General features: G+C 61.8%; 12 protein-coding genes and 1 tRNA gene. 7 read left to right on the top strand and 6 right to left on the bottom strand.

Going from position 1 to position 21,376, the window contains the following annotated elements; translation table 11 throughout:
* The first annotated feature begins 515 nt into the window (after positions 1 to 515).
* Positions 516 to 1,211 carry a DinB family protein gene (locus tag H8S23_RS01740; protein WP_186886587.1) on the top strand — a complete coding sequence of 232 codons (696 nt, stop codon included), beginning with the start codon at positions 516 to 518 and terminating at the stop codon, positions 1,209 to 1,211.
* A gap of 889 nt (positions 1,212 to 2,100) precedes the next feature.
* Here H8S23_RS01740 and H8S23_RS01735 read toward each other — a convergent pair.
* Positions 2,101 to 4,011: an NAD(+) synthase gene (locus tag H8S23_RS01735; RefSeq protein WP_186886586.1), complete on the bottom strand. Its 1,911-nt coding sequence runs from the start codon at positions 4,009 to 4,011 to the stop codon at positions 2,101 to 2,103.
* Between the two features lie 209 nt (positions 4,012 to 4,220).
* On the opposite strand from H8S23_RS01735, the gene H8S23_RS01730 reads away from it, so the two are divergent.
* The 6 genes from H8S23_RS01730 to H8S23_RS01705 all read left to right on the top strand — a co-directional run bounded on the left by H8S23_RS01730 (position 4,221) and on the right by H8S23_RS01705 (position 14,183).
* A tRNA-Ala gene (locus H8S23_RS01730) sits at positions 4,221 to 4,296 on the top strand.
* Positions 4,297 to 4,773: 477 nt separating this feature from the next.
* On the top strand, positions 4,774 to 6,909 hold the full coding sequence (locus H8S23_RS01725; RefSeq protein WP_186886585.1) for an ATP-binding protein: 2,136 nt from the start codon (positions 4,774 to 4,776) through the stop codon (positions 6,907 to 6,909).
* On the top strand, positions 6,906 to 8,231 hold the full coding sequence (locus H8S23_RS01720; protein ID WP_186886584.1) for an ABC transporter substrate-binding protein: 1,326 nt from the start codon (positions 6,906 to 6,908) through the stop codon (positions 8,229 to 8,231). Before H8S23_RS01725 ends, H8S23_RS01720 begins: the two co-directional genes overlap by 4 nt.
* A 52-nt stretch (positions 8,232 to 8,283) precedes the next feature.
* Positions 8,284 to 9,762 carry a GntR family transcriptional regulator gene (locus H8S23_RS01715; protein ID WP_186886583.1) on the top strand — a complete coding sequence of 493 codons (1,479 nt, stop codon included), beginning with the start codon at positions 8,284 to 8,286 and terminating at the stop codon, positions 9,760 to 9,762.
* A 100-nt stretch (positions 9,763 to 9,862) separates the two neighbouring features.
* Positions 9,863 to 11,419 (top strand): diguanylate cyclase domain-containing protein, encoded by a 1,557-nt coding sequence (locus H8S23_RS01710; protein WP_186886582.1) that lies wholly within the window; start codon positions 9,863 to 9,865, stop codon positions 11,417 to 11,419.
* A 7-nt stretch (positions 11,420 to 11,426) separates the two neighbouring features.
* Positions 11,427 to 14,183 (top strand): putative bifunctional diguanylate cyclase/phosphodiesterase, encoded by a 2,757-nt coding sequence (locus H8S23_RS01705; protein WP_186886581.1) that lies wholly within the window; start codon positions 11,427 to 11,429, stop codon positions 14,181 to 14,183.
* Positions 14,184 to 14,620: 437 nt separating this feature from the next.
* Here H8S23_RS01705 and H8S23_RS01700 read toward each other — a convergent pair whose 3' ends face one another.
* The 5 genes from H8S23_RS01700 to H8S23_RS01680 all read right to left on the bottom strand — a co-directional run bounded on the left by H8S23_RS01700 (position 14,621) and on the right by H8S23_RS01680 (position 21,185).
* The gene (locus H8S23_RS01700; RefSeq protein ID WP_186886580.1) at positions 14,621 to 16,300 is read right to left on the bottom strand and encodes a sensor domain-containing diguanylate cyclase; all 1,680 of its coding nucleotides are present in this window, start codon (positions 16,298 to 16,300) and stop codon (positions 14,621 to 14,623) included.
* A gap of 367 nt (positions 16,301 to 16,667) precedes the next feature.
* Positions 16,668 to 17,468, bottom strand: coding sequence for a response regulator (locus H8S23_RS01695; protein ID WP_186886579.1), 801 nt, complete (start codon positions 17,466 to 17,468; stop codon positions 16,668 to 16,670).
* Positions 17,422 to 18,759 (bottom strand): sensor histidine kinase, encoded by a 1,338-nt coding sequence (locus tag H8S23_RS01690; RefSeq protein WP_186886578.1) that lies wholly within the window; start codon positions 18,757 to 18,759, stop codon positions 17,422 to 17,424. Before H8S23_RS01690 ends, H8S23_RS01695 begins: the two co-directional genes overlap by 47 nt.
* A gap of 63 nt (positions 18,760 to 18,822) precedes the next feature.
* Complete coding sequence (locus H8S23_RS01685) at positions 18,823 to 20,760, bottom strand: elongation factor G (protein ID WP_186886577.1); 1,938 nt, start codon at positions 20,758 to 20,760, stop codon at positions 18,823 to 18,825.
* 38 nt (positions 20,761 to 20,798) lie between these two features.
* Complete coding sequence (locus H8S23_RS01680; RefSeq protein ID WP_186886576.1) at positions 20,799 to 21,185, bottom strand: VOC family protein; 387 nt, start codon at positions 21,183 to 21,185, stop codon at positions 20,799 to 20,801.
* Between the last annotated feature and the right edge of the window lie 191 nt (positions 21,186 to 21,376).

Genomic DNA, 21,376 nt, shown 5'->3' with positions numbered 1-21,376 from the left:
TGCTTGCTCCCCAAATGTCCGCTGTTATAATAGTAGATGTCGCAGCTTTAAGAAAAAACGGACGAGGCCGGAGGGGCGCGTCGGAGCCGCGTCAAAGAGTGTTTGCCCGGCCGTGAAAGGCCGGGTTTTTGGGATAAGGCTTCTCAGGCGGGGCGGAAGTATTGCGGGATCAGGGAATAAAAAATAGCCGTAAGGCTATTTTTTTTGGCCATACGCCCGGTTGCCGCGCAAACAGCGAGGGCAGGGCCATTGAGATAAGCCATTCCATCTGGTTACGGTTTCTTTACAAGCTGAAAAAAGGTATGGTTATTGGACTTTTGATAAAATGAACCTATATGAAAGCGCAAAATGGTGCCCTGCTTGGAGCCCCAATAAAATAAAAGTTTGTAAGAAGCCCTAAGGCGATATACCTCGCTTTGACAGAATTGGATTGAAATCGTAGAATGAAACAAATGGCAAAGGGTTAATGCACATTAGGCGAAAAAGGTGCCCTTTAGCAAACGGGAAGAACATATATGAAGTATTTTGGAAATGGATTGAGTGAACAGCACAAAGAATTAAATCATATGATCCGAAAAGCGGCACAGTTGGAACGGTCAAAGGCTCTGTTTTTAGAAATTCATGCGAAGCTGCATCTTTCCAACGTTTCGAATACAGAAAAAAACGAAGTCGATGATCTATTGTGCGATTTGGATAGGAACGAATATGCTATTATGCCGACAAGCAAAGATGAAACAATAGCGTGGGTTTTATGGCACATCGCAAGACTTGAAGATTTGACAATGAATATATTGGTCGCCCAAAAAGAACAGATATTTAATCAAGAGTGGAAAGAGCGGCTGAATATTGCGATTACTGACACCGGTAATGCCCTCTCTGATGATGAAATCATGGAGTTAAGCAGAGATATCAATATTGGTGAATTGCATCATTACAGAAACGCCGTCGGGCGGAGGACAAGAGAAATTGTCAATGCCTTAAACGCAGTTGATCTCAAGAGAAAAGTCCGCTTGGCTGATTTAGATATCATACTTTGGGCAGGAGGAGTTACACAGCAGGAAAATTCAAAATGGCTGCTGGATTTTTGGGGTAAAAAAGATGTCGCGGGTCTTTTGCTTATGCCGCCCACTCGGGATGTAATGCTTCATTTAAATGATTGCTGTAAATGGAAAGAATACATCAGAACAAAAAAGAAGTTTTACAGATGTTAATGAACAGGTCTTATTGATATAATGCGCAGATACAAATATGGGCGATTCAATAGAGGCGAGCAGTGTTTGAGCGTACACACATCACTCAAACAGCTTGTTGGGAATATCCCCGATCCTCTATGAACGCCCTGACAGGGCGGCTGCGCTTCTTTCAGGAGCTAAGGCAAAGGGGCACTTGCTTGTGGTTTAAGTGTGGACATTTTGATGTCCTGAAATGGAGCATATGGGCCTGTTTTGGGGAACAACAAAATCGCAGCCGTAACTTTATACCACCACTCCCGAAATACGCTTTAAGTGATCCATGTGTATCGGCTGAAAAGAAAGACTGTGGTGCCCAACTTGTCCCAATGTCTGGTAAAGAGGGTTAAGAGTTTGAACCTCAGTTCGAAAGAAAGTCTGATTTTATGCGGCTTTGTGAGCTTTCTCATAAGAAGTCAAGAGAAGATGTAAGTCCTTTTTTAGCAGCATGCGGACTGCGTTCAGGCCGCGGCCGATCGCAATAAAAAAGCATATCCGAAGGTATGCCTTTTTCTTTTTTATCTTGAGTTTATCTTGAGCGGCAAGACTTGCCCGGCCAGCCGGGGCGACCCAAAGAGCCTCTGCACAGGTGCGGGCAAAACAGGAGACACGCAATGTCCTTATCGCAGCAGAGAGGGGCAAAGCGGGCGCCGGCTTGCGGGCCTCGGGACGGGCGGCGCAGGGGTAAGAAAGTGTGTTGCTTTCAGGGGGATTTTCCGGCCTCAGGCGCTTTCCGGCCTTTCTCTAGGCTCCGCCGCTTCCCCGGGGACTGGCTGTTGAGTGCGCAGTGTCCCATCCGGCCCAGAGGCCGGCAGAAAGGCGAAAGCGGCAGGTTCCGGCGGGGCGCTCCGGCCCGGCTGCGGGGCTGCGCTCAAAGTTCTTCCAGTTCTTTTATCCACAGGGCGGAGCAGGCGTCGCTGGGCATGCGCCAGTCCCCGCGCGGGGAGAGCGAGACGCTGCCCACCTTGGGGCCGTCCGGCAGGCAGCTGCGCTTGAACTGCTGGGAGAAAAAGCGGCGGTAGAAGATTTTCAGCCATTTCAGGATCTCCTCGGCGCTGAACTGTTCCTCAAAGGCAAGCAGGGCCATGCGGTAGATCTTGCGGGGCGAAAAACCAAACCGCACCACATAGTAAAGATAAAAATCGTGCAGGTCGTAAGGCCCGACGATGTCCTCGGTGCGCTGGGCGATATCCTCGCCGTCGGCGGGCAGCAGTTCGGGACTGACAGGGGTGTCCAGGATATCCAGCAGTACCTCCCGCAGCCCGGCTTCTCGGGCGCTGTCGGCCGCATAGCCGACCATATGGCGCACCAGCGTTTTGGGGACCGCGGCGTTGACGCCGTACATCGACATGTGGTCGCCGTTGTAGGTGGCCCATCCCAGCGCCAGCTCGGACAGGTCGCCGGTGCCCACGACCAGGCCGTTCATGTCGTTGGCGATGTCCATCAGCACCTGGGTGCGCTCGCGCGCCTGGGCGTTTTCATACACCACGTCGCGCTCCGCTTCGCTGTGGCCGATATCCCGGAAATGCACCCGCACGGCCTCGCTGATGTCCACCGTGTTGAACGTGACTCCTAACGCCTTGCAGAGCAGTTCAGCGTTGGATTTGGTGCGGGAGGTGGTGCCGAAACAGGGCATGGTCACGGCGATGAGATCGGTGCGGGGCCGGTGCAGCCGGTCAAGGGCGCGCACGGCCACCAGCAGGGCAAGGCAGCTGTCCAGACCGCCGCTGATGCCGATGACCAGCGAGCCGCAGCCGGTGTGCTCGACCCGCTTGCACAGGCCGGCGGCCTGGATGGAAAAGATCTCCTCGCAGCGGCGCGCCCGCTCAGAGGGGTCGTCCGGCACAAAGGGCCGCGGCGGGATGGGGCGGGTGAGCGCCGTTTCCCGCGGGGTCAGGCTGAATTCCACCGTCTGCAGCCCGGCGTCCCGCCCGGCGGCAAAGGTGGTGGCGCGCGCCCGCTCGCCGGTCAAGCGGGCCACGTCGATCTCGCTTACCGTGACCCCCTCGCTGAACAGCGGGCTTTCGGCAAGCAGCGCGCCGTTTTCCGCGATCAGGTTGTGCCCGGCAAAGACCATATCGCCGGTGGATTCCCCCGCGCCCGCATCCGCGTAGATATAGCCGCACAGCAGCCGGGCAGAGTGAGAACAGACCAGCGTGCGGCGATAAGCCGCCTTGCCGGTGGTCTCGTCGCTGGCCGAGGGGTTGGCGATGAGGGTCGCGCCGCCCAGGGCAAGCCGCACCGAGGGAGGGGAGGGGACCCACAGGTCCTCACAGATCTCGACTCCCAGGCAGAGGGCGGGCAGCTCGCGGCAGCGGAACAGCAGCCCCGCGCCAAAGGGGACCTCTCTACCTGCGGCCCATGTGCTGCGCAGCCCCTCAAAAGCGGGGGTGAACTGGCGGCGCTCATAAAATTCGCCGTAGTTGGGCAGGTTGACCTTGGGCACGAGGCCCAGCACCTGCCCGCGGCAGAGCACGGCCGCGCAGTTGTAGAGCTTGCTGTCCTGGCGCCAGGGCAGCCCGGCGACGATCAGAAGCTCCAGCCCGCGGGTCTCCCGCGCAAGCGTCTCCAGCGCCCGCTGCGCCCCGTCCAGCAACGTGTCCTGAAAAAAGAGGTCGCCGCAGGTGTAGCCGGTCAGGCAAAGTTCGGGCAGCACCAGCACCTGAACCCCCAGATCGGCCGCGCGGCGCACAGCTTTCAGGATCTCACTGAGATTATGATCACAGTCAGCGACCCGCAGCTTTGGGCTTGCAGCCGCGACCTTGATGAAGCCGTCTTTCATTTTTTTGTTCCTCCCGCCCATCAAAATGCGCCCGGCAGGTCCGGGCGGCAAAACACAGATCAACTGCCTCTATTATACCCCGCGCGCGGGCGGGATTGCAATCCGAAGCCGGTCCGGGATGAAATCAAAAAAAATAAAAAATTACTCTTGCATAAATCGAGATCATGTCTTATAATATAAAAGCGCCCTCAGGGAGGGCGGCAGTAAATGGGCCCGTAGCTCAGCTGGGAGAGCGTACGGTTCGCATCCGTAAGGTCGAGAGTTCGATCCTCTTCGGGTCCACCAAAACAGACCGCACAGAGTAGCCAAAAGTGGCAGTTCTGTGCGGCTTTTTCTTTTCACAGCAAATTGCAGGCCGGAAAAACAAGATGCTGAAAATCAGGCGGGGGTGGAAAGATCTCCCAGAATGGGGCGCGGCCGCTGTTTTGCGCTTTCAGCGGCTCCGCACCGCGCGGCGGCGTTCCGCAGGCTTCCTGCGGGCCGGAAAAATGCGTTCTCTTTTTCTTTGGACAGGGAAAAGCCGCCCTGCCAATCTTGCAATGCGGGCGGGCAGATGATATAATTTTCACCAGATCACAAAATCACCCGGCCGGCCTGAACACGAAACAGGTGCCGGATCATTTTTTTTAGTTCAATTAGTCTGTATACGTTCCCAGATTTATCCGCAGCGTCACCCCTGCCCGACAGAGCGGGATGCGCCCGGCGTCCGTGCGGCGGGACAGCTTTTCCGCTGACGGCAGCGGCAGAAAAGGAGTTGGAACAATGGGCAAAGCAGGCGGCGGGGAGAGACGCCGGTGGTGGGTATGGACACTGGTCCTGCTCCTCGCTTTCAGCGCCCTGGGCGGCAGCTACTGGCTGTACTATCGCAGTATTAAAGAGGCGGTCTATTCCACCACCCACTCTTTTATGGAGCAGATCGCGGATCACGACCATTTGAACATCGCCAACCAGATGGACAGCAAGACGGAATATCTGGGAATGATCCTCGGCCGCATCGGCGCATCGCGGGACAGCCGGTTTGAAGACGTGATCTATGATCTGGGCGTAGAGGCCCGGACAACGTCTTTCGACACGCTTTATCTGATCACGGCGGAGGACGAGGCATACAGCAGTTCTTATCTGAAAAACGCGCTTGGGGAGATGCCCTGGGCGGAAGAGTTCCGGCGGGCGGACAGCAGGTTTGTGATGCGGTACGATGAGGCCAGCGCAGAGAGATGGGGAGAATTTCTTGTTTACGGCGTTCGCCTGCCCCAGCCGGTCTCCTGCGGGGAGAAAGAGATCAGCGGCGCGGTGGGGCTGGTGCCCATCTCCGAGATCGCCGGCCAGATGAGGCTGGAGAGCTTTGACGGGCAGGGGATCGCCGCCGTGATGCAAAGCTCGGGCGATATCATCACTGCAAGCCGCCAGTACAGCGCGCCGGACAACAACTTTTTGACCCCGCTGGAGCGCGCGCAGTTTAAAAACGGAGGCTCTCTGGAGGCGTGCCGGCAGGCGATCCAGCGCGGCGACAGCCTGTTTGCCGAATACAGCCTGGACGGCAGCTCTTACTACGCGATGTTCCAGCCGCTGGAGCACCACGGCGGGAACGACTGGTATCTGGTGGTCCGCGTTTCCACCCGGGTAACGGAGGACCAGGTGCGGATGCTGATCACACGCTCTGTCCCGTTTTTCCTGGTGCTGGGCCTTTTGGTCCTGGGCGTCACCTATTTTATTTATTACAGTATGAATTCGGTGAAGGTCGCCCGTGCCTCCGCCCAGGCAAAATCGGCGTTTTTGGCCAATATGAGCCACGAGATACGCACGCCGCTCAACGGCATCGTGGGGCTTCAATACCTGATGCGGCAGAACCTGGACGACCGGGAAAAACTGGAGAACTATTTAAAAAAGGCGGAGGTGTCGGCCTCCTTTCTGCAAAACGTGATCACCGACGTGCTGGATATGTCCAAGATCGAGAGCGGACAGATGGAAATTTACCGGGGCCGGATGGATCTGAACGCGCTTATGGAAGAGGTGGGGGTGCTGCTGGAAAACCAGACCGCGCAGAAAGGGCTGCGGTTTTGTGTCGACCGCCAGGGGCTGGCCGAGCCTTTCGTGTGGGGGGATGCGCTGCGGATCAAGCAGATCCTGACAAATCTGCTGGGCAACGCGGTGAAATTCACGCCCGAGGGCGGGGAGATCAGCCTGACCGTGGAACAGGAGATCAAAGACGGGACGGCCCTTACGGTCTTTCGGGTCGCGGACACCGGCTGCGGGATGAACCCGGAGTTTTTAAAGCGGATCTGGAGCCCGTTTGAGCAGGAACGGCGGATCGCCTCCCAAAACGGGACCGGGCTGGGGACCACTCTCAGCAAGACCCTGGTGGAAAAAATGGACGGCTCCATTTCAGTCGAGAGCCAGTTGGGAAAGGGGACGACGTTCACCGTTTCGCTCCCTCTCCCGCTGGCGGACCCGCCGGACGAGGAGCCCAGCGCGGGCGGGGCGGCGCGGACCGGGCACTCGCTGCGGGGAAAACGCGTTCTGGTGGCCGAGGACAATGAGATCAACCGCATGATCGTCGTGTCCATCCTGGAGGAGCTGGGCTGCAGGCTGACCGAAGCCCGCGATGGAAAAGAGGCGCTGGACGCCTTTGAGGGCAGTTCTCCGGACAGCTTTGACCTGATCCTGATGGACATCCAGATGCCGGGGATGGACGGGTACGAGGCGGCCCGGCGCATCCGCGCCCTGCACAGGGAGGACGCGGGGCGGGTGCCGATCATCGCGATGACCGCCAACGCGTTCCGGGAGGATATCGAACGGGCGCTGGCGGCAGGCATGAGCGACGTGGCCACCAAACCGCTGGATATCAAACTGCTGCTCCAAAAGATCGAGCGGCTTTGGGAGGGGGAGGAACTGTCATGAGAAAAAAGCGCCTGCTGTGCGGGATGCTTGCCGCCGCGCTGTGCTTTTCACTGGCAGGCTGCCGCGCGCGGGGCACGGCGGAGCCGGAGAAAGTGACGCTCATCCTGAAGACCCCGCCCATCGGGCTGGGAAACGTGCCCGGCGTGGGCGATGCAGAGGCCTACGACCTGCTCACCGCGGCGGCGGAGCGCTTTCGGGCGCAGTACACCCGCTACGACGTGGAGTTCGTCATCAGCCGCTATGATTATCTGGACGAACAGACGCAGCTTGCGGACAAATACGGCACGCCCGAGTCTGCGGACCTGTTCTTTTCCGGCTCCTGGAACGTGCCGCTGTATGCGGAGCGGGGATGGCTCGTCCCGCTGGACGACCTGATCGATGACGAACTGCGCGCGGATATCAGCGAATCGATCTGGGAGCAGAACACCGTCGGCGGAAAGGTCTACACGATGCCGTTCCATCAGCTTCAGAACACGCTGATGGTGAACCGGGAAATGATGACGGCGGCCGGCCTGCAGGACTATATCCCGCCCAAGGACGCCGTGGCGCGCTGGTCCGTGGAAGACTTCGACCTGATCTGCCGGGCGCTGAGAGACGCTTTTGCAGACGAAAACACCTTCGCGTTCATGATGTACGCCGCCAACAGCCAGGGCGACAGCCATATCATGACCCTGCTGCGGGCCTACGGCGGGACGCTGTATGACAGGCAGGGCAACTTTGCGGTCAACACGCCGCAGGGGGTGCAGGCCCTTGCCTGGCTGCGGGAGATGGACCAAGAGGGCATCACGCCGCGGGGCGCCGAAAACCTGGAACTGCGGGATTGCATGAACCTGTTCTATAACGGCCAGCTGGCGATTTGCGTGGGCAACCTGACCAACCTGTGGGAGGCGGAGAACAGGGGGATGGATGTCTTTGCGGCAAATTTCCCGGGGCCGTCGGGGGGCTACTGCACCACCTCCACCAACGGTCTGTGCGTGTTCGACAACGGCGACGAGGCCAGGATCCAGGCGGCGAAGGATTTTATCCGCTTTCTTTATACAGATGAGGGATCGATGAAGTACACGCTGGGCACCCTGCCTGTCAACCGTTCCATCATCGAGCGCTATCAGGATGAAATATGGATGCTGCGGGCATACGGCGGCAACATGGCCCACACGGTGGATAATGTCCGCAGCAATCTCAACTGGCAGGGCGTGCGGGACGTTTTTTATACGCAGATACGCGCTCTGCTCACAGGGGAACAGTCCCCGGAGGAAACGGCTGCGGCCATTGACGAGAGCTGCAACGCCGCGCTGGCCCGGGGCCGCGCCGGCACGGGCTGAGTGAGCGGCGCGGCGGGAAAACCGGGATATCAGACGAAAAGGCGGGTCGGGGATGAAAGGCGATGTCATTCAATACGAGCGGGCGTACCGCCAGCTGAAAAGCAGGATCGAGTGCGGCGTTCTGCCCGTGGGGGCAAGGCTGCCGGGCAGGTCTGTCCTGTGCGGGGAACTGCAGACGTCGGAGCGCACTGTCCGGCACGCGCTCGCGCTGCTGGAACAGGACGGTTTTCTGCGGATCGAGCCCAGAAAAAAGCCCGTTGTGATCTCGGCTTTCCCCTCGCCGGAGGGCCGGGCGCTGCAGGATACCAAAAAAGCGGATGCGGCGCAGGTCAACGACCTGATGCAGACCGCGGAGCTGCTGTGCTACCCGATCTATCTGCGGGGGCTGCGCCTTTGCGCGGGCAGCGACTGGCGCACGCCGGAGACGCTGCTGGCCGCGATGGACCCGGACCGTCCGGGCGGGGAGTTCTGGCATCTTTCCAGCCGGCTGGGGCGGTTTTTTATCGCCAGAAATGAAAACGAACTGACCCTGCGGGTCGTGGACAGCCTGGGGTTTCGGGAAAAAGAGCCGCTGCACAGCTCCCGGGAGGAGCGGGCGCGTTACCGCTCGCATCTGGAGACCCTGTTTCAGACGGTAAAAAGCGGCGGCGCGCCGGGCAGGGAGCAGCTGGATGTGATCTTTTCCCAGTACCGGGCCATTGCCGAGCAGGCGGGGGAGACGCAGTTCATCCAGCTGCGCTCCCCCTGTCCCATGCTGGCTGAGGCGGACGGACTGGTCCGGCAGTTCAGCGCCGCGCAGGAGCGGTATTCCACGGTCTGCCTGGACCTGCTGGGGCTGATCGCGATCGGCCGCTACCAGCCCGGCGACCGCCTGCCGACCCACGACCAGCTTCAGCGGTATTATGGGGTCAGCCGGGACACCACCGTCAAAGCGGTCCGCATGCTGCAGGACTGGGGTATCGTGACGGCAGCGCCCCGTCGCGGCATCGTGGTGATGATGAACCTGGAAAAGCTCAAGGAGATCCGCATCACGCCCGGATCCATCGCCTGTCACGTGCGGCGATACCTGGACAGTCTGGAGCTGCTGTCCCTGACGGTGGAGCGGACGGCCGCCCACGCGGCGGCCCATGTGGGACCCGGGGATGCAGAGCGGCTGCACAGGGAGCTCCTGCGCCAGTGGGAGCAGCCCTATGAGCATCAGCTGATCCCGCGCACTTTGCTGCGCTTTATCACGGACCATATCCAATACCAGGCGCTGGGGGCGATCTATGAACTGCTGACCCGCAATTTCAGCATCGGCAGAAGCATCCCCAAACTGGTGAGCCCGGACAAAAATGCTGAAAACTGTAAACTTTACCAGCGGTGCATAGAAGCGTCCGCCATCCTGGGCCGCGGCGACGGCACCCTGTTCGCGAAAGTGGCGGCGGAGATGTTTGAGCAGACCCGCAGCCTTGTGGCCGCCGAGTGCAGGCGGCTGGGCTACTGGGACGCAGCCGCACAGGTCTACGACGGGGAGGCCCTGTGGCGGTGACACGCGCCTGGGCGGACGCCCGGCAAAGTCAATCATCTTGTGACGCCGCTCTGGCGGGTCCGGTCCGCCCCGCGGACCGGAAGAAAGGCCGGTCATTTTTATGAAAAGAGACAAAAGCAGAAAAAAAGATGGAAAATGGGGCATCTCGTTTGCCCCGATCGTTCGCTACAGCGCCGTATTCAGCGCCCTGATCCTGGTCATCGTGTTTTTGGGGGGCGGCATCCTCTCGGCCGTGCGGATGAGGTCCCTGGCCAAAGCGTCGCTGATCGCGGGCCATGCCCAGGTCTCGCAGCGGGTGACCGAGGCGATCAACCTGCTGGAATCGCTGGCGGGCCTGCCCGAGTTTTACGACCCCGAGGTCCCGCCGCTGGAGAAAGTAAAAAAGCTGGATCAGATCAGCCCCGGTTTTGGGTACATGATGATCTGCTATGTGGATGCGGACATCATCGTTTATTCGGACGGTTCCGAACCGGCCAGCCTTGCCAGCCGGGATTATATGCAAAGGCTGTTCTCCACCGGCCAGCGGCAGGTGACGGACAGCTTTGCCGCGGGGGCGGACGGGGCGACGCTGAATTACACCGTGGCGGTGCCCCTGTTCGACCAGCAGAAAAACATCACCGGCTGCCTGTTTTGCGCGATCTATTTTGACGAGGTGGTGCAGATCTTAAAGCAGTCGGCGGGGGCCGGCGGCGCGGAGATCACACTGGTGGGTTCACAGGGACAGGTCATGTCCTCCACCTCAGGGCTGCCTTATGGAAACTCGGTGATGGAGGTCCTGCGCAGCAGCGCGCTTTTCGGCGGCGCGACCCCGGACCGGCTGGAGGAACAGCTTCTGGCGGCTCTGCCCGGGGATTACTGGAGTTTCCGGGACGGCAGCCTCTATTACACGTCGTACCAGCGGGTGGAAAATACGGGCTGGGATATCCTGTGCTCGGTGAGCTTCTGGACGCCGTTCCAGGAGGTGCTTCCCACCCTTGGGCTGGTCTCAGGGCTGTCGGTTTTGCTCTGCATCGGGCTGCTGTGGCTGGTGCGGCGGTATATCGCGGGCCAGATGAAGATCGTGGATACGCTGGTCCACTCTGTAGAGGAGCTGGAAAAGCGGATCTATCAGCACGAGCGGCCGGAAGAGGTGGACTTTCAGGAGGTGCTTCGGCTGACGAGCAACGGCCTCTCCGACAGCCTGACCGGTGTGGTCACCCGCTCGGTCTTTCTCAACCAGGCCGCCTCGCTGATGAAAAAAGCGGATGCCGGCCAGGTCCAGGCCCTGTGTTTTGTGGACATGGATAATCTGAAATACATCAACGACAGCTGCGGGCACGCGGGGGGCGACATCGCGCTGAAAAGCGTGGGCTATATCCTGCGGGAGTACGAGAAAAAATATGACGGCGTGGTGGGCCGGTACGGCGGGGACGAATTTGTGCTGCTGCTGACCAGCCTGGACGACGAAAAGGAACTGCGCAGCGTGCTGGACGAGCTTGTCCTCCGCTTGAAAACAGAGGTGCAGTCCGGCGGCCAGGGCATCCCGGTGCAGTGCAGCGTCGGCGTGGCCGTCTACCGGCAGGGGGCGGAGCTGGAACAGATGATCGCGGATGCAGACGAAGCTCTCTATTATGTAAAACAGAACGGAAAAGGCTATTATCACATCCATCAGAAGTGAGGGACATATGAACAGACTCATCAGACGGAGGCTGGCCTGGCTCGCGGTCCTGCTGCTGATCCTTGCCGCGTCGGCCGCCTCAGGCCTTGGGCTGCGCTATGCCATCCGCGGGCTCCGCCAGAAAGAGGCGGAGAACGTTTTGGTGTATTACAGCGAAAAGATCCTGCTGCAGATGCAGGGGACGCTGAACGAGGCCGACGCACTGGCGCAGACCGCCTATGTGATGGGCGCGGGAGAGGGAGAACCGGCCACCTGGTTTGGGCGCGCGGCGGCCCCCCTGCTGGAACGGGACGAGGTGCGCCTGGTCTGCCTGTTTCAGGGGGACGTCATGGCCGCGGCCCTGCCCGCCGAGAGCTTTGGGGGGCTGGTGGGAAAGGACCTGCAGGATTTTTCTTACATTTATACCCTGGCAAAGGTCGTGAAAGAGCTGGTAGTCGAGGGCCCCGTGGCCCTGGACGACGCCCCCGGGCTGCAGAGCGTCTTTTTGTTTCTGCAGCCAATCGTGGAGGACGGGGCCTATCTGGGCCAGGTGGCTGTGGCGCTGGACCGGGACTATGTGCTGGAGCAGCTGGGCCTGGACGAACTGTACGCCCAGGGCTATGATTACGAGCTCTGGCGCGTGGAGCCGCAGAACGGGAACAAAGAGGTCGTGGCGACCTCCCGCCCGCAGGCGGACTTTTCCCAGGCGCAGAAAGAGGTCTTTTATCTCCCTACCCAGTGGACGCTCAGCATCCAGCCGGCGGGCGGGTGGCTCAGCGGGGGTCAGCGCGCGGGCCTGTTTTTCTGGTGTGCGGCGTTTGCGGCGCTTTTGCTGACGCTGGCCTGCCTGGCGGACAGGACGGCGCGGCAGAACCGCGCGCTGCGCCGTGCGGCCACGCTGGATGGGGCCACCGGCCTTTATAACCGCAGCGGCTTCCGGGCTGCGCTGGACAGCTGGCTGTCCCAGCCGGGCAGCGGCCCGGTCACGCTGTTTTACTTTTCCATCGAGGGATATGCCCAGGCCGCCCGCCTGATCGGGCCGCAGGCGGAGGAGGCGTATCTGCGCAGCATCCCGGCCCGGCTGGAAGAATATATCCACAGCCCCTTTCTCGCCGGGCGGCCGGACGCGGGCAGCTATATCGTGGCGCTGCGCGAAGAGATGGACGAAGCGCAGCGCAAGGACTTTGCCAAGGGCCTTGCGCTGGAACTTCTGCTGCAGGTGCGCATCAACGGCGAAAAAAGCTTTTTGATGGCGCGTTACCAGTACGCCCTCTGTCAGCCGGGCGGAGGCGGGGCCGAGGACGCGGTCGCAGAGCTGATCCGCGCGTATTATCTGCGGGTGGCGGAGGAATCCCCCGTGCGCAAGCTGACCGAAAAATGCCGGCAGCTCATCGAGGGGAAAAACGACGTGACCTTTGACGAGTACACGGATATCGAGATGATGGAGCTGTCCAAAGCTTTCAACCGCTACCGCAAGCAGGTGGAGCAGCTGGCCTACTCCGACCCCGTGTTTGCCGTCGGCAACCGCCCAAAATTCCTGCGCGATACCAATATGCTGATCTCGTACGACAAAAAAAGGCGGTTCAGCCTTTACTGTGTGGATGTCTGCACGTTCAGCCAGTACAACGAATTGTTCAGCGTGGAGATCGGGGACGAGATCCTGCACGAGGTTTTGCACCGGCTGTCCCGCCCGTTTGGGGCATATCTCTACCGCATCAACGGCGACGTGTTTGTGGGGATCTCGCTCTCCAACGAAAAAGCGGAATCCTTTGTTGCGCGGCTGGAGGACCTGTTCGCCCTGCCCATCACGGTGGGCAGCCTTTCCTTTCCGCTGCAGGTCCGGGTGGCGGCCTGCCTGTATCCGCAGCACGGCGACACGCCCAACGCGCTGCTGGATCACATCCAGTCCGCCCTGCGCTATGCCAAGGAGTCAGGGCAGGGGGCGGTCATTTACAACGAGCGCCTGGACGAACTGATCCGGACCGAGGCCGACGTCCTGCGCCGGCTGAAAGAGTCGATACAGCAGGGGACGCTGGAGGTCTGGTATCAGCCCATCGTGCTGCTGGAAAACGGCGGCTACAGCGCTGCCGAAGCGCTGGTGCGCCTGCCCGACGGCAGGGGCGGCTACTTCTCCGCGGGCCAGGTCATCTCGCTGGCGGAACGCAACGGCCTGGTGGAGGAGCTGGGAGACTATGTGCTCTCCCGGGCCTGCGCTTTTATGCGCACGCAGGGGGAACGGCTGGGGCTGCGGCGGATCAGCGTCAACCTGTCCGTGCAGCAGCTTCTGGTGGGCAACAGCGCAGATCACCTACTGGCCCTGATCGAGGCCTCGGGCGCGGACACGGGCCGGATCACGCTGGAGATCACCGAGAGCGTCCTGATCCAGTCCCTTGACCGGGCGGCGCAGGCCCTTGACAAGCTGCGGCAGACCGGTATCCACATCGCCCTGGACGATTTTGGGGTGGGGTACAGCAGCCTCAATTATCTGTCGAATCTGCCGGTGGATATCCTCAAGATCGACCGCTCCCTGACCAAACAGATCCTGACCAGCCCCAAGCAGTATGCGCTGCTCAGGTCCATTGTGGAAATGGCGGCCATCAACGGGCTGATGGTTGTGGCGGAGGGCGTGGAGACGCGGGCGGAGCAGGAGGCCATCGCCTCCGCGGGGGTGCAGTATATCCAGGGGTATTACTATGCCAGGCCGATGGCGGAAAAAGAACTGAAACAGTTTTTGGCCGAAAAAAGCGGCGCGCGGGGCGAAGAAACGGCCCTCCCCCGAGCCTGAAAGGGCGCAGGGGGGAGCGGGGGATCCCGCCGTGAGGGGGCGTCCTGGGCACACGACGGGGCGGCCGCGCGCAGTGCGCGGTGTGTGCGCGCAAACAAAGCGCCCGGTCCGCGGGACCGCACGGGCCCCGGGGAACTGGGGTGTGATCTGTACCCCAGTTGAAATGCGCGCGGTCCGCAAAACGTGGCGGAGCGCTTTAAAAAACGGCTCTTCCGGCCGCGTGCGGGATGCCGGCGGCGTCCTGTGCGGCCGCGGGGGAGAAGCTGCTGCACCTCTGCTGTGCGCTGCCGTAAAAGCGGTGGCGGCGCGGCGGTTTGCGGCGGGGCGGAAAAGAGACGCGGTGCGGCAGCACCCTCAAAAAAGCCGGCGGACCCTGAACTTTTTTGGAGTTCAGGGCCCGCCGGCTTTTCCTCTCATGTCTTTGCGGCGCCCGCCGTTCAGCGGGCCGCAGGTTCGCCGGGTGCGGCGCTCTGCGCCGGCCGCGCTTTCATGGCGGCCTTGTTCTGATACATGGCGTCGTCGGCCCGCTTGAATACGTTGGCGAATACCAAGTCCGTCTGGCTGTCATAGACGGCGATGCCGCGGGCGATCGAGAGCGCTTCCCCCGGGCGGGCGCTGTAGCAGCCGGCCATCCCGCGCTCAAATTCCTCCAGCAGTTCTGCGTAGTGCTCCAGGTCTCCGTTTTCCAGGATCACCACAAACTCATCGCCGCCGATGCGGTAGACCGGGCTGCGCTTGAACGTGCGGCAGATCAGCTTGCAGGCGTCGATGATCAGAATGTCGCCGAAATCATGGCCGCAGGTGTCGTTGACTGTTTTCAGCCCGTTGATGTCCATGACCACCACCGCAAATTCCGGCTGCCCGGTCCGCATCCGCTCTTCCATCTGGCGCTCTGCTTCCAGATAAGCGGTCTTGTTTTTCACCCCTGTGAGGGGGTCCCGGTAGGCCAGGCCGTTGATGTAGGAGATATATTTTTGCAGGCTGTCCACCGTTTTTTGAAAACTTTCGGCCAGAGTGCCCACCTCGTCCCGGGTCTGGTTGCGGATGGTGACGCTGTAATCTCCCTGGGCGATCTTCTGCGCCGCCACATTGAGCTCTTTCAGGGGCCGCACCAGGCGGCGGGTGAAAAGCACGGTCAGCGCGACGAACAAAACGGAGATCAGCAGCAGCGCCGTGAGGATATGCCGGACCAGCCCGTTTCTTGAGGCGTCGATCTCGGCCAGGGGCGCGGTGACGGCCAAGCGCATCGTGTTGCGCAGGGTGCGGAACGACAGCTCCTTTTCGGTCCCTTTCCAGCCATAGGTGAAAAGGCCGCTGCCCGTTGTGCCGTTCTCCAGCTCGGCCACCACGGGGATCAGGCTTTCATCCGCGCTGCCCATGGGGGTGCCCATCGGGATCTCCCGGTGGCACATCACCAGGCCCCGCGCGTCCACCAGAAAGGCATAGCCGCTGTCATAGACCCGGATATTGTTCACAACCTCTTCGATCACGCCAAAGTCGATATCCATCCCAACCACGCCCACCGTCTCGTTGTCCCGGTAGAGGGGGATGACGTAGGAGACCATCTGAACGTCGATGTTCTGGTTGTAATAAGGCTCCATCCAGGTGGCGCAGCCGTTGTTCACCGGGATATAGTACCAGCCCACATGCTCGTCGTCGCTGGGGCTGTAGGTGGAAAAATCGGTGGGGACCAGCTTTTGGAAGCTGCCGTTCCGCGTGGTCCTGCTCCAGAAAAGGCCGGAGGTGGGCGGGGCGAAGGTGGGGTTGAAGCGCACGTAGACCGCCAGCGCCCCCTCGGTGTTGTCGGCCGCGTTGACGGCCACGTCCGTCAGCCGCGCGGTATAGGCCTCCCTGTAATCCGCGTCGTTTTTCAGCCGGTCCAGGCTGTCCAGCTGCTCGGACGCATAGAGCGCCAGCGTTTTTACCGACTGTTCGATACGGGAGAATAGTCCGTCCAGTTCGCCGGCTTTTTCGCTGCACAGCAGGTTCATGATCTGGGCGGAATCCCGGTCCACCACCGTGTGGGCGATGCGCACGCCCGCGCCGCCGATCACCAGCGAGGAGAGCAGAACGCAGCTCAGGATCAGGGCGATGAATTTTGTCTGAATGGATCTCATAGAGAGCCCCCTCTCACTCAATAGGGTCCCGCCCGCCCTGCCGGAGCGGAGGGACAGCCCACCCGCAGCGGCCCCGCAAAGGCGGTCCGGCCGGCGGCGGGATACGCTGTCATTATGAGCCGTGGACCGTGACAAAAGCGTGACAAACGGGGCGGCGGTATAACGGGCCCGCAGAAAAAAGGGGCGGCTTTGCCGGCAGGAGGAATCCAACCCACAGGCGGTGCCCGGCATGCGGGCGGGAAGCTTTGTAAAAGCTGTGCCGATCAGGCGCAGACGGCTTCGGGGGGGCAGTCTTATCGGCAGCGGTCCCAAAAGCCCCGCCTGAAAAAAGTTTTCAGGCGGGGCTTTTGGAGAGGAGGAACGGGGGTCAGTGCCGGTCCAGATAGGCGACGACAAATTCAGCCCAGCTGTACTGGGCCATATATTCGCCCATATAGGCGTTTACCATCTGCACGTCGCCCCGGATAAAATCGTAATAATCGCAGGAGAACGCGTCCGGCAGCACGGCAAGGCGGCCGCGCTCTTTAAAAAGCACACCGGACGCCCCCACGGCCGCCAGCGTATCGGACAGGTCTTTGACCAGCTGCCGCAGATGGCTTTGAAGCGCGGGGGAGCAGGGCCGGTCCTCCCACAGCACGGCGGCGAGCTCCTGTACGGTGCAGACAGCCCCGCGCCGGCTCACAAGATAGGCGAACAGCTCTTTGGTCTTGCTGCGTGAAAATTCCAGCGGCCGGTCCCCGCAAAATACCGCGAAGCTGCCAAAGCACTGCACGCGCAGGCGGCTGTCCTCCCCGCGCTTTACCGGGTGCCGCAGATCGTCCAGCTCCCGGCGGACAGCTTCCGGCTGCGCCGGCTTGAGGACATAGCCCGAGGCGTGCAGATGGAATGCTTCTTCCATGTATTCTGCGTGCCCGGTCACGAAGATGATGTTCACGCCGGCGCAGACGTCTTTCAAAAGCTTGGCGAGCTCCAGCCCGGTCAGGTCGAACATCGCCACGTCCAAAAAGGCTGCGTCGGGGGAAAGCGCGCCGCATTTTACCTGTTCCAAAGCGGCCCGGGGGTCGGTGAAAGCGGACAGGGCGCAGCCCGGCACGGCCTGGCGCACAGCGCGGCACAGGACGTCAAGGGCGATCGGTTCGTCGTCCACAGCCAATATCGTCATGCTCATGTTCCATTTGCCCTCCTCTTGGAAGATCGATCTCCACGGCCGTCCCCTCACCGGGCGCGCTTTTTACGGTCAGGCAGCCTTTGCACTGTGCGGCCAGCCGCGCCCGCACGTTTTCGATCCCCGTGTGAGGGCGGCCGTCGGCGCATTTTTGCTGCGGGTCGAACCCCACGCCATCGTCCGCCACCGTGATTCTCCAGCCGCTGTCCGTCTCCTCGGTGCGCAGCCAGATGGTGCCGCCCTCCCTGCGCCGCGTCACGCCGTGGCGCACCGCGTTTTCCACAAGGGGCTGCAGGGTGAGGGTGGGGATGCAAAAATCCGCCGCGCCCAGCTGGCAGATCACCTTCACCCGCCCGCCGAAGCGCAGCTGTTCCAGCTCCAGATAGCTTTTGCAATGTGCAAGTTCCTGTGAAAACGGGATCAGCCCGCGGGCCGTCAGCGAATCCATATTGCCGCGCAGGAAAGCGGAAAAGCTGTCCACCGCTTTTTCTGCCCGGGCCGGATCGGACGCGCACAGCCCCTTGATCGTGGTCAGCGCATTGTAAAGGAAGTGGGGCTGTATCTGGCTGAGCATGACTGAGATGCGCAGTTCGGTCAGTTCCAGCTCCCGCTCTTTCACGCGATGGGCCTGTTCCACCTGAAGAAACAGAAAGATCGCCAGGATGGAAATGGTGACCGCCAGGTTCAAAAGAGCCACGCCGTAGACGAAGATCTGGACGCACATGGCGAGGACCGGCAGCGCGATATAGGACCACAGCGGCGCGAGGTCCTGCGGCTCCACCGCTTTGTGATAGCAGATCAGCAGGCCGGCGTTTACGCCCATCCCCACAATGCCGCCCGCCTGCGAAAGCCAGAACCACGCCCCGCGGTGATAGACGTTCTGCGCGTCGATGCTATAAAACATATGGTTGAACTGGGAGAAAATCACCAGCAGGACCGAGAACACGCACATGGCCCGCATCACCCGCAGCGGCAGAGGGGAGACGCGGACGCGCAGGCCCAGATAGGCGGTGAGGTAGTGCGTAAAGGCGGCCAGCAGCACATATCCCAGCGCAAACACCAGAAAATTGGAGACCCGTACCCCCCACCAGTTCACCCTGCCTGGCCGCCCTTTAAAAAGCCAGGCGGCCGCGTCAAAGAACAGAATGGCGGCGTTGCAGATCAGCAGCCTTAAAAAAAGACGGTCCAATGCGGCGCGGGTGCGCCCGCCCGCAAGCAGGCAGACCGCCACGACAAAGGACAGGATGCAGCCGCTCGCTTCCAGAGAAACGTTGACATACCCGATATTGCTCATGCCGGCGTCCCACCTCCTTGTTTTGTCCCGCCCCGCGCCGCGGCCGCCCGGGGCGGCGCGGGTTCACGGCGCGCAGTGCGCGTGGGCAGGGACCTCGTCCCAGCGCACCGGGTATCCGGCCCCGTGGGAGCAAAAGACAGAGCCGGCCGGGTCCTCGGCGTCGCGTTCAAAGTCGTAGCCCGCGGCGGCGATCACCTCGTCCGCGTTGTGACAGGGCTCATAGCCGCCGAAAGCGGCGGTAAAGCTGCCGCGCCCGCCGGTGAAAGCGGGCAGTTCGGCGGCATAATCCAAAAAGCAGACCGCAGGCCCCCGGCCGCGGATCACAGCGGACGCACCCGCTGTTTCCGGCGGCGAAAAGCTGCCGTGCCGCCGCTGGATATCGGACAAGACACGGCCCACCGCGTCTGCAGGCACAGTGACCATGAGATCGTAAAACGGCTCCAACAGAACGCTTTTTGCCGAGGCCAGGCCCTGGCGGACAGCGCGATACACCGCCTCGCGGAAATCGCCCCCCTCGGTGTGTTTGAGGTGGCTGCGGCCGGTGAGCAGCGTCACCCGCAGGTCCGTGACCGGGGCGCCCGTGAGCACGCCCCGATGCTCCTTTTCAAAAATATGGGTGCGGATGAGGTTTTGAAAGCTCGCATCCAGCAGGTCGGTGGAACAGGCGCTCTCAAACGTGATGCCGCTGCCCCGGGGGCCCGGCGAAAGGCGCAGCCAGACCTCGGCATAGTGGCGCAGAGGCTCGAAGTGGCCCACGCCCACTGCCGGTGCGGCGATGGTCTCAAGATACCGCACCGCGGGCGGCCCAAAGCGCACCTGCAGCCCAAAGCGCTCCAGCGCCAGGGCCTGCAGCACCTCCAGCTGCACGCGGCCCATCACCCGCACCTCCAGCGACCGCAGCGCAGGGTCCCAGCGGACGCCCAGGGCCGGGTCCTCGTCGGCCAGCAGCGCAAAGGCCCGCCGTGCCGCCGGCTCGTCCGCCGCCCCGGTTTCCACCCGCGCGGCCAGCACCGGGGCAAATACCGGCGCTTTTGCCGCGCCGCCCGGGCCCAGCAGCGCGCCTGCCGGGCAGGACAGCCCCAGCGCGGCGGCCACCTGTCCGGCCAGGATCTCGGGCGCGGGGGCAAAGCGGGGGCCGGTATAAACGCGCAGTTCACTGACCTTTTCTTCCCCTACGGCCGCCCGCACTGGCAGACGGCCGGACAGGACCTTCAAAAAGGCCAGCCGGTTTCCCTTTTGATCGTGACGGATCTGGTAAACGCGGGCTGAAAAAGGGGCGGATTCCAGCGCTTCGTAGCGGGTGCGGAGCAGAAGATCCAACCCGTCCAGCAGCGCGCCGACCCCGTCGCCGGTGAGGGCGCTGCCGCAGAAAACGGGAAAAAGCCGCCGCGCCGCGGTCAGACGACGCGCTGCGTCAAGGAACGCCTCCGCCCCCGCCGCGCCCTCGAGATAAGCCTCCAGCAGCGCGTCATCCCGCTCCGCCAGGGCTTCCATCAGCGGCTGCGGGACGGCGTCCGGCAGCTTTGCGGCCCAAAAGGGCAGGCAGCTGGGGGAAAAACGCCGCTGCAGCTCCCCCAGCACGCGCTCCGGGTCGGCCCCGTTTTGCCTGCGGTCCGCCTTGTTCAAAAAAAGCAGCACGGGCAGCCCGTGGCGTTCCAGCAGCCGCCAGAGCGCCTCCGTGTGTCCCTGGACGCCCTCCACCGCGCTGACGACCAGCACCGCGCAGTCCAGCACCGGCGCACAGCGCTCCGCCTCGGCGCAGAAATCCACATGGCCCGGTGTGTCGATGAGCGTGTACTCCTGCCCGCCGTGGGTAAAATGCGCGTTGCTGGAAAAGATAGTGATGCCGCGCCGGCGCTCCAGCGGGGCGTCGTCCAGCAGCAGCTCCCGTCCACCCGGGGCGGCCTGGTCCCGCAGCGCGCCGGTCAGCAGCAGGATCTGCTGCGACAGGGTCGTCTTGCCCGCGTCGACATGGGCGAAAATACCGATGGTCTTTCTCATCTGCGTCCCTTTCCTGTTTTTGATACCGGCCGGCGGGGTCAAGCGGTCAATTCCACCTCGTTGCCGTCCGGGTCCAGCACACAGCTCTCATAATAGCCGTCCCCGGTGAGGTGCGGCCCGCTTTTGACCGCATATCCGTCCGCCGCAAGCCGGGCGGTAAGGGCGTCCACCGCCGGACGGCTGCCCAGGGAAAAGGCAAGGTGGGCGTATCCGGGGCAAAAGGCCGGCCGCTCCGTCGGCTGCAGCTGCGGGCGGGTCATCAGTTCCAGCCGGCCGCCGCCGTCGGGAAAGGTGAGAAAACAGGTGGAAAGGCCGGTGACGGGGTTGTGATAGGGCTTGCCCTCCACGGCGCTGAAATAGACCGTGTAAAAATATTTCAGCTTTTCCATTTCAAAGGTATAAAGGGCGACGTGTTCGATCTTCATGGCAAAACAGCCTCGCTTTCGGGTTTCTCCCGCCGCGCGGCGGGGAGGCGGAGGGCTTCCCCCCGGCCCGGTTCGCCCGGCGGGAGGAGCGGGGTCTCCGGCGGCGTTTTGCCGCAAAAGGGGACGGCCCGCCGGACGCCGCGGCGAAAAAAGAAAGATATAGCCTGATTGTAGCATAGGGCAAAATGAAA

The organism is Anaerofilum hominis, from assembly GCF_014287275.1.
Taxonomy (GTDB): domain Bacteria; phylum Bacillota; class Clostridia; order Oscillospirales; family Ruminococcaceae; genus Pygmaiobacter; species Pygmaiobacter hominis.
Note: the sequence above shows the minus strand (reverse complement) of the source record. Positions and strands in the feature narration are given on the sequence as shown.

Excerpts from the sequence above, each read along its gene's own strand:
- H8S23_RS01705 (WP_186886581.1), top strand. The coding sequence starts at position 11,427 with ATGAACAGACTCATCAGACGGAGGCTGGCCTGGCTCGCGGTCCTGCTG.
- H8S23_RS01715 (WP_186886583.1), top strand. The coding sequence starts at position 8,284 with ATGAAAGGCGATGTCATTCAATACGAGCGGGCGTACCGCCAGCTGAAA.
- H8S23_RS01740 (WP_186886587.1), top strand. The coding sequence starts at position 516 with ATGAAGTATTTTGGAAATGGATTGAGTGAACAGCACAAAGAATTAAAT.
- H8S23_RS01725 (WP_186886585.1), top strand. The coding sequence starts at position 4,774 with ATGGGCAAAGCAGGCGGCGGGGAGAGACGCCGGTGGTGGGTATGGACA.
- H8S23_RS01700 (WP_186886580.1), bottom strand. The coding sequence starts at position 16,300 with ATGAGATCCATTCAGACAAAATTCATCGCCCTGATCCTGAGCTGCGTT.
- H8S23_RS01690 (WP_186886578.1), bottom strand. The coding sequence starts at position 18,759 with ATGAGCAATATCGGGTATGTCAACGTTTCTCTGGAAGCGAGCGGCTGC.
- H8S23_RS01710 (WP_186886582.1), top strand. The coding sequence starts at position 9,863 with ATGAAAAGAGACAAAAGCAGAAAAAAAGATGGAAAATGGGGCATCTCG.
- H8S23_RS01685 (WP_186886577.1), bottom strand. The coding sequence starts at position 20,760 with ATGAGAAAGACCATCGGTATTTTCGCCCATGTCGACGCGGGCAAGACG.
- H8S23_RS01735 (WP_186886586.1), bottom strand. The coding sequence starts at position 4,011 with ATGAAAGACGGCTTCATCAAGGTCGCGGCTGCAAGCCCAAAGCTGCGG.
- H8S23_RS01680 (WP_186886576.1), bottom strand. The coding sequence starts at position 21,185 with ATGAAGATCGAACACGTCGCCCTTTATACCTTTGAAATGGAAAAGCTG.
- H8S23_RS01720 (WP_186886584.1), top strand. The coding sequence starts at position 6,906 with ATGAGAAAAAAGCGCCTGCTGTGCGGGATGCTTGCCGCCGCGCTGTGC.
- H8S23_RS01695 (WP_186886579.1), bottom strand. The coding sequence starts at position 17,468 with ATGAGCATGACGATATTGGCTGTGGACGACGAACCGATCGCCCTTGAC.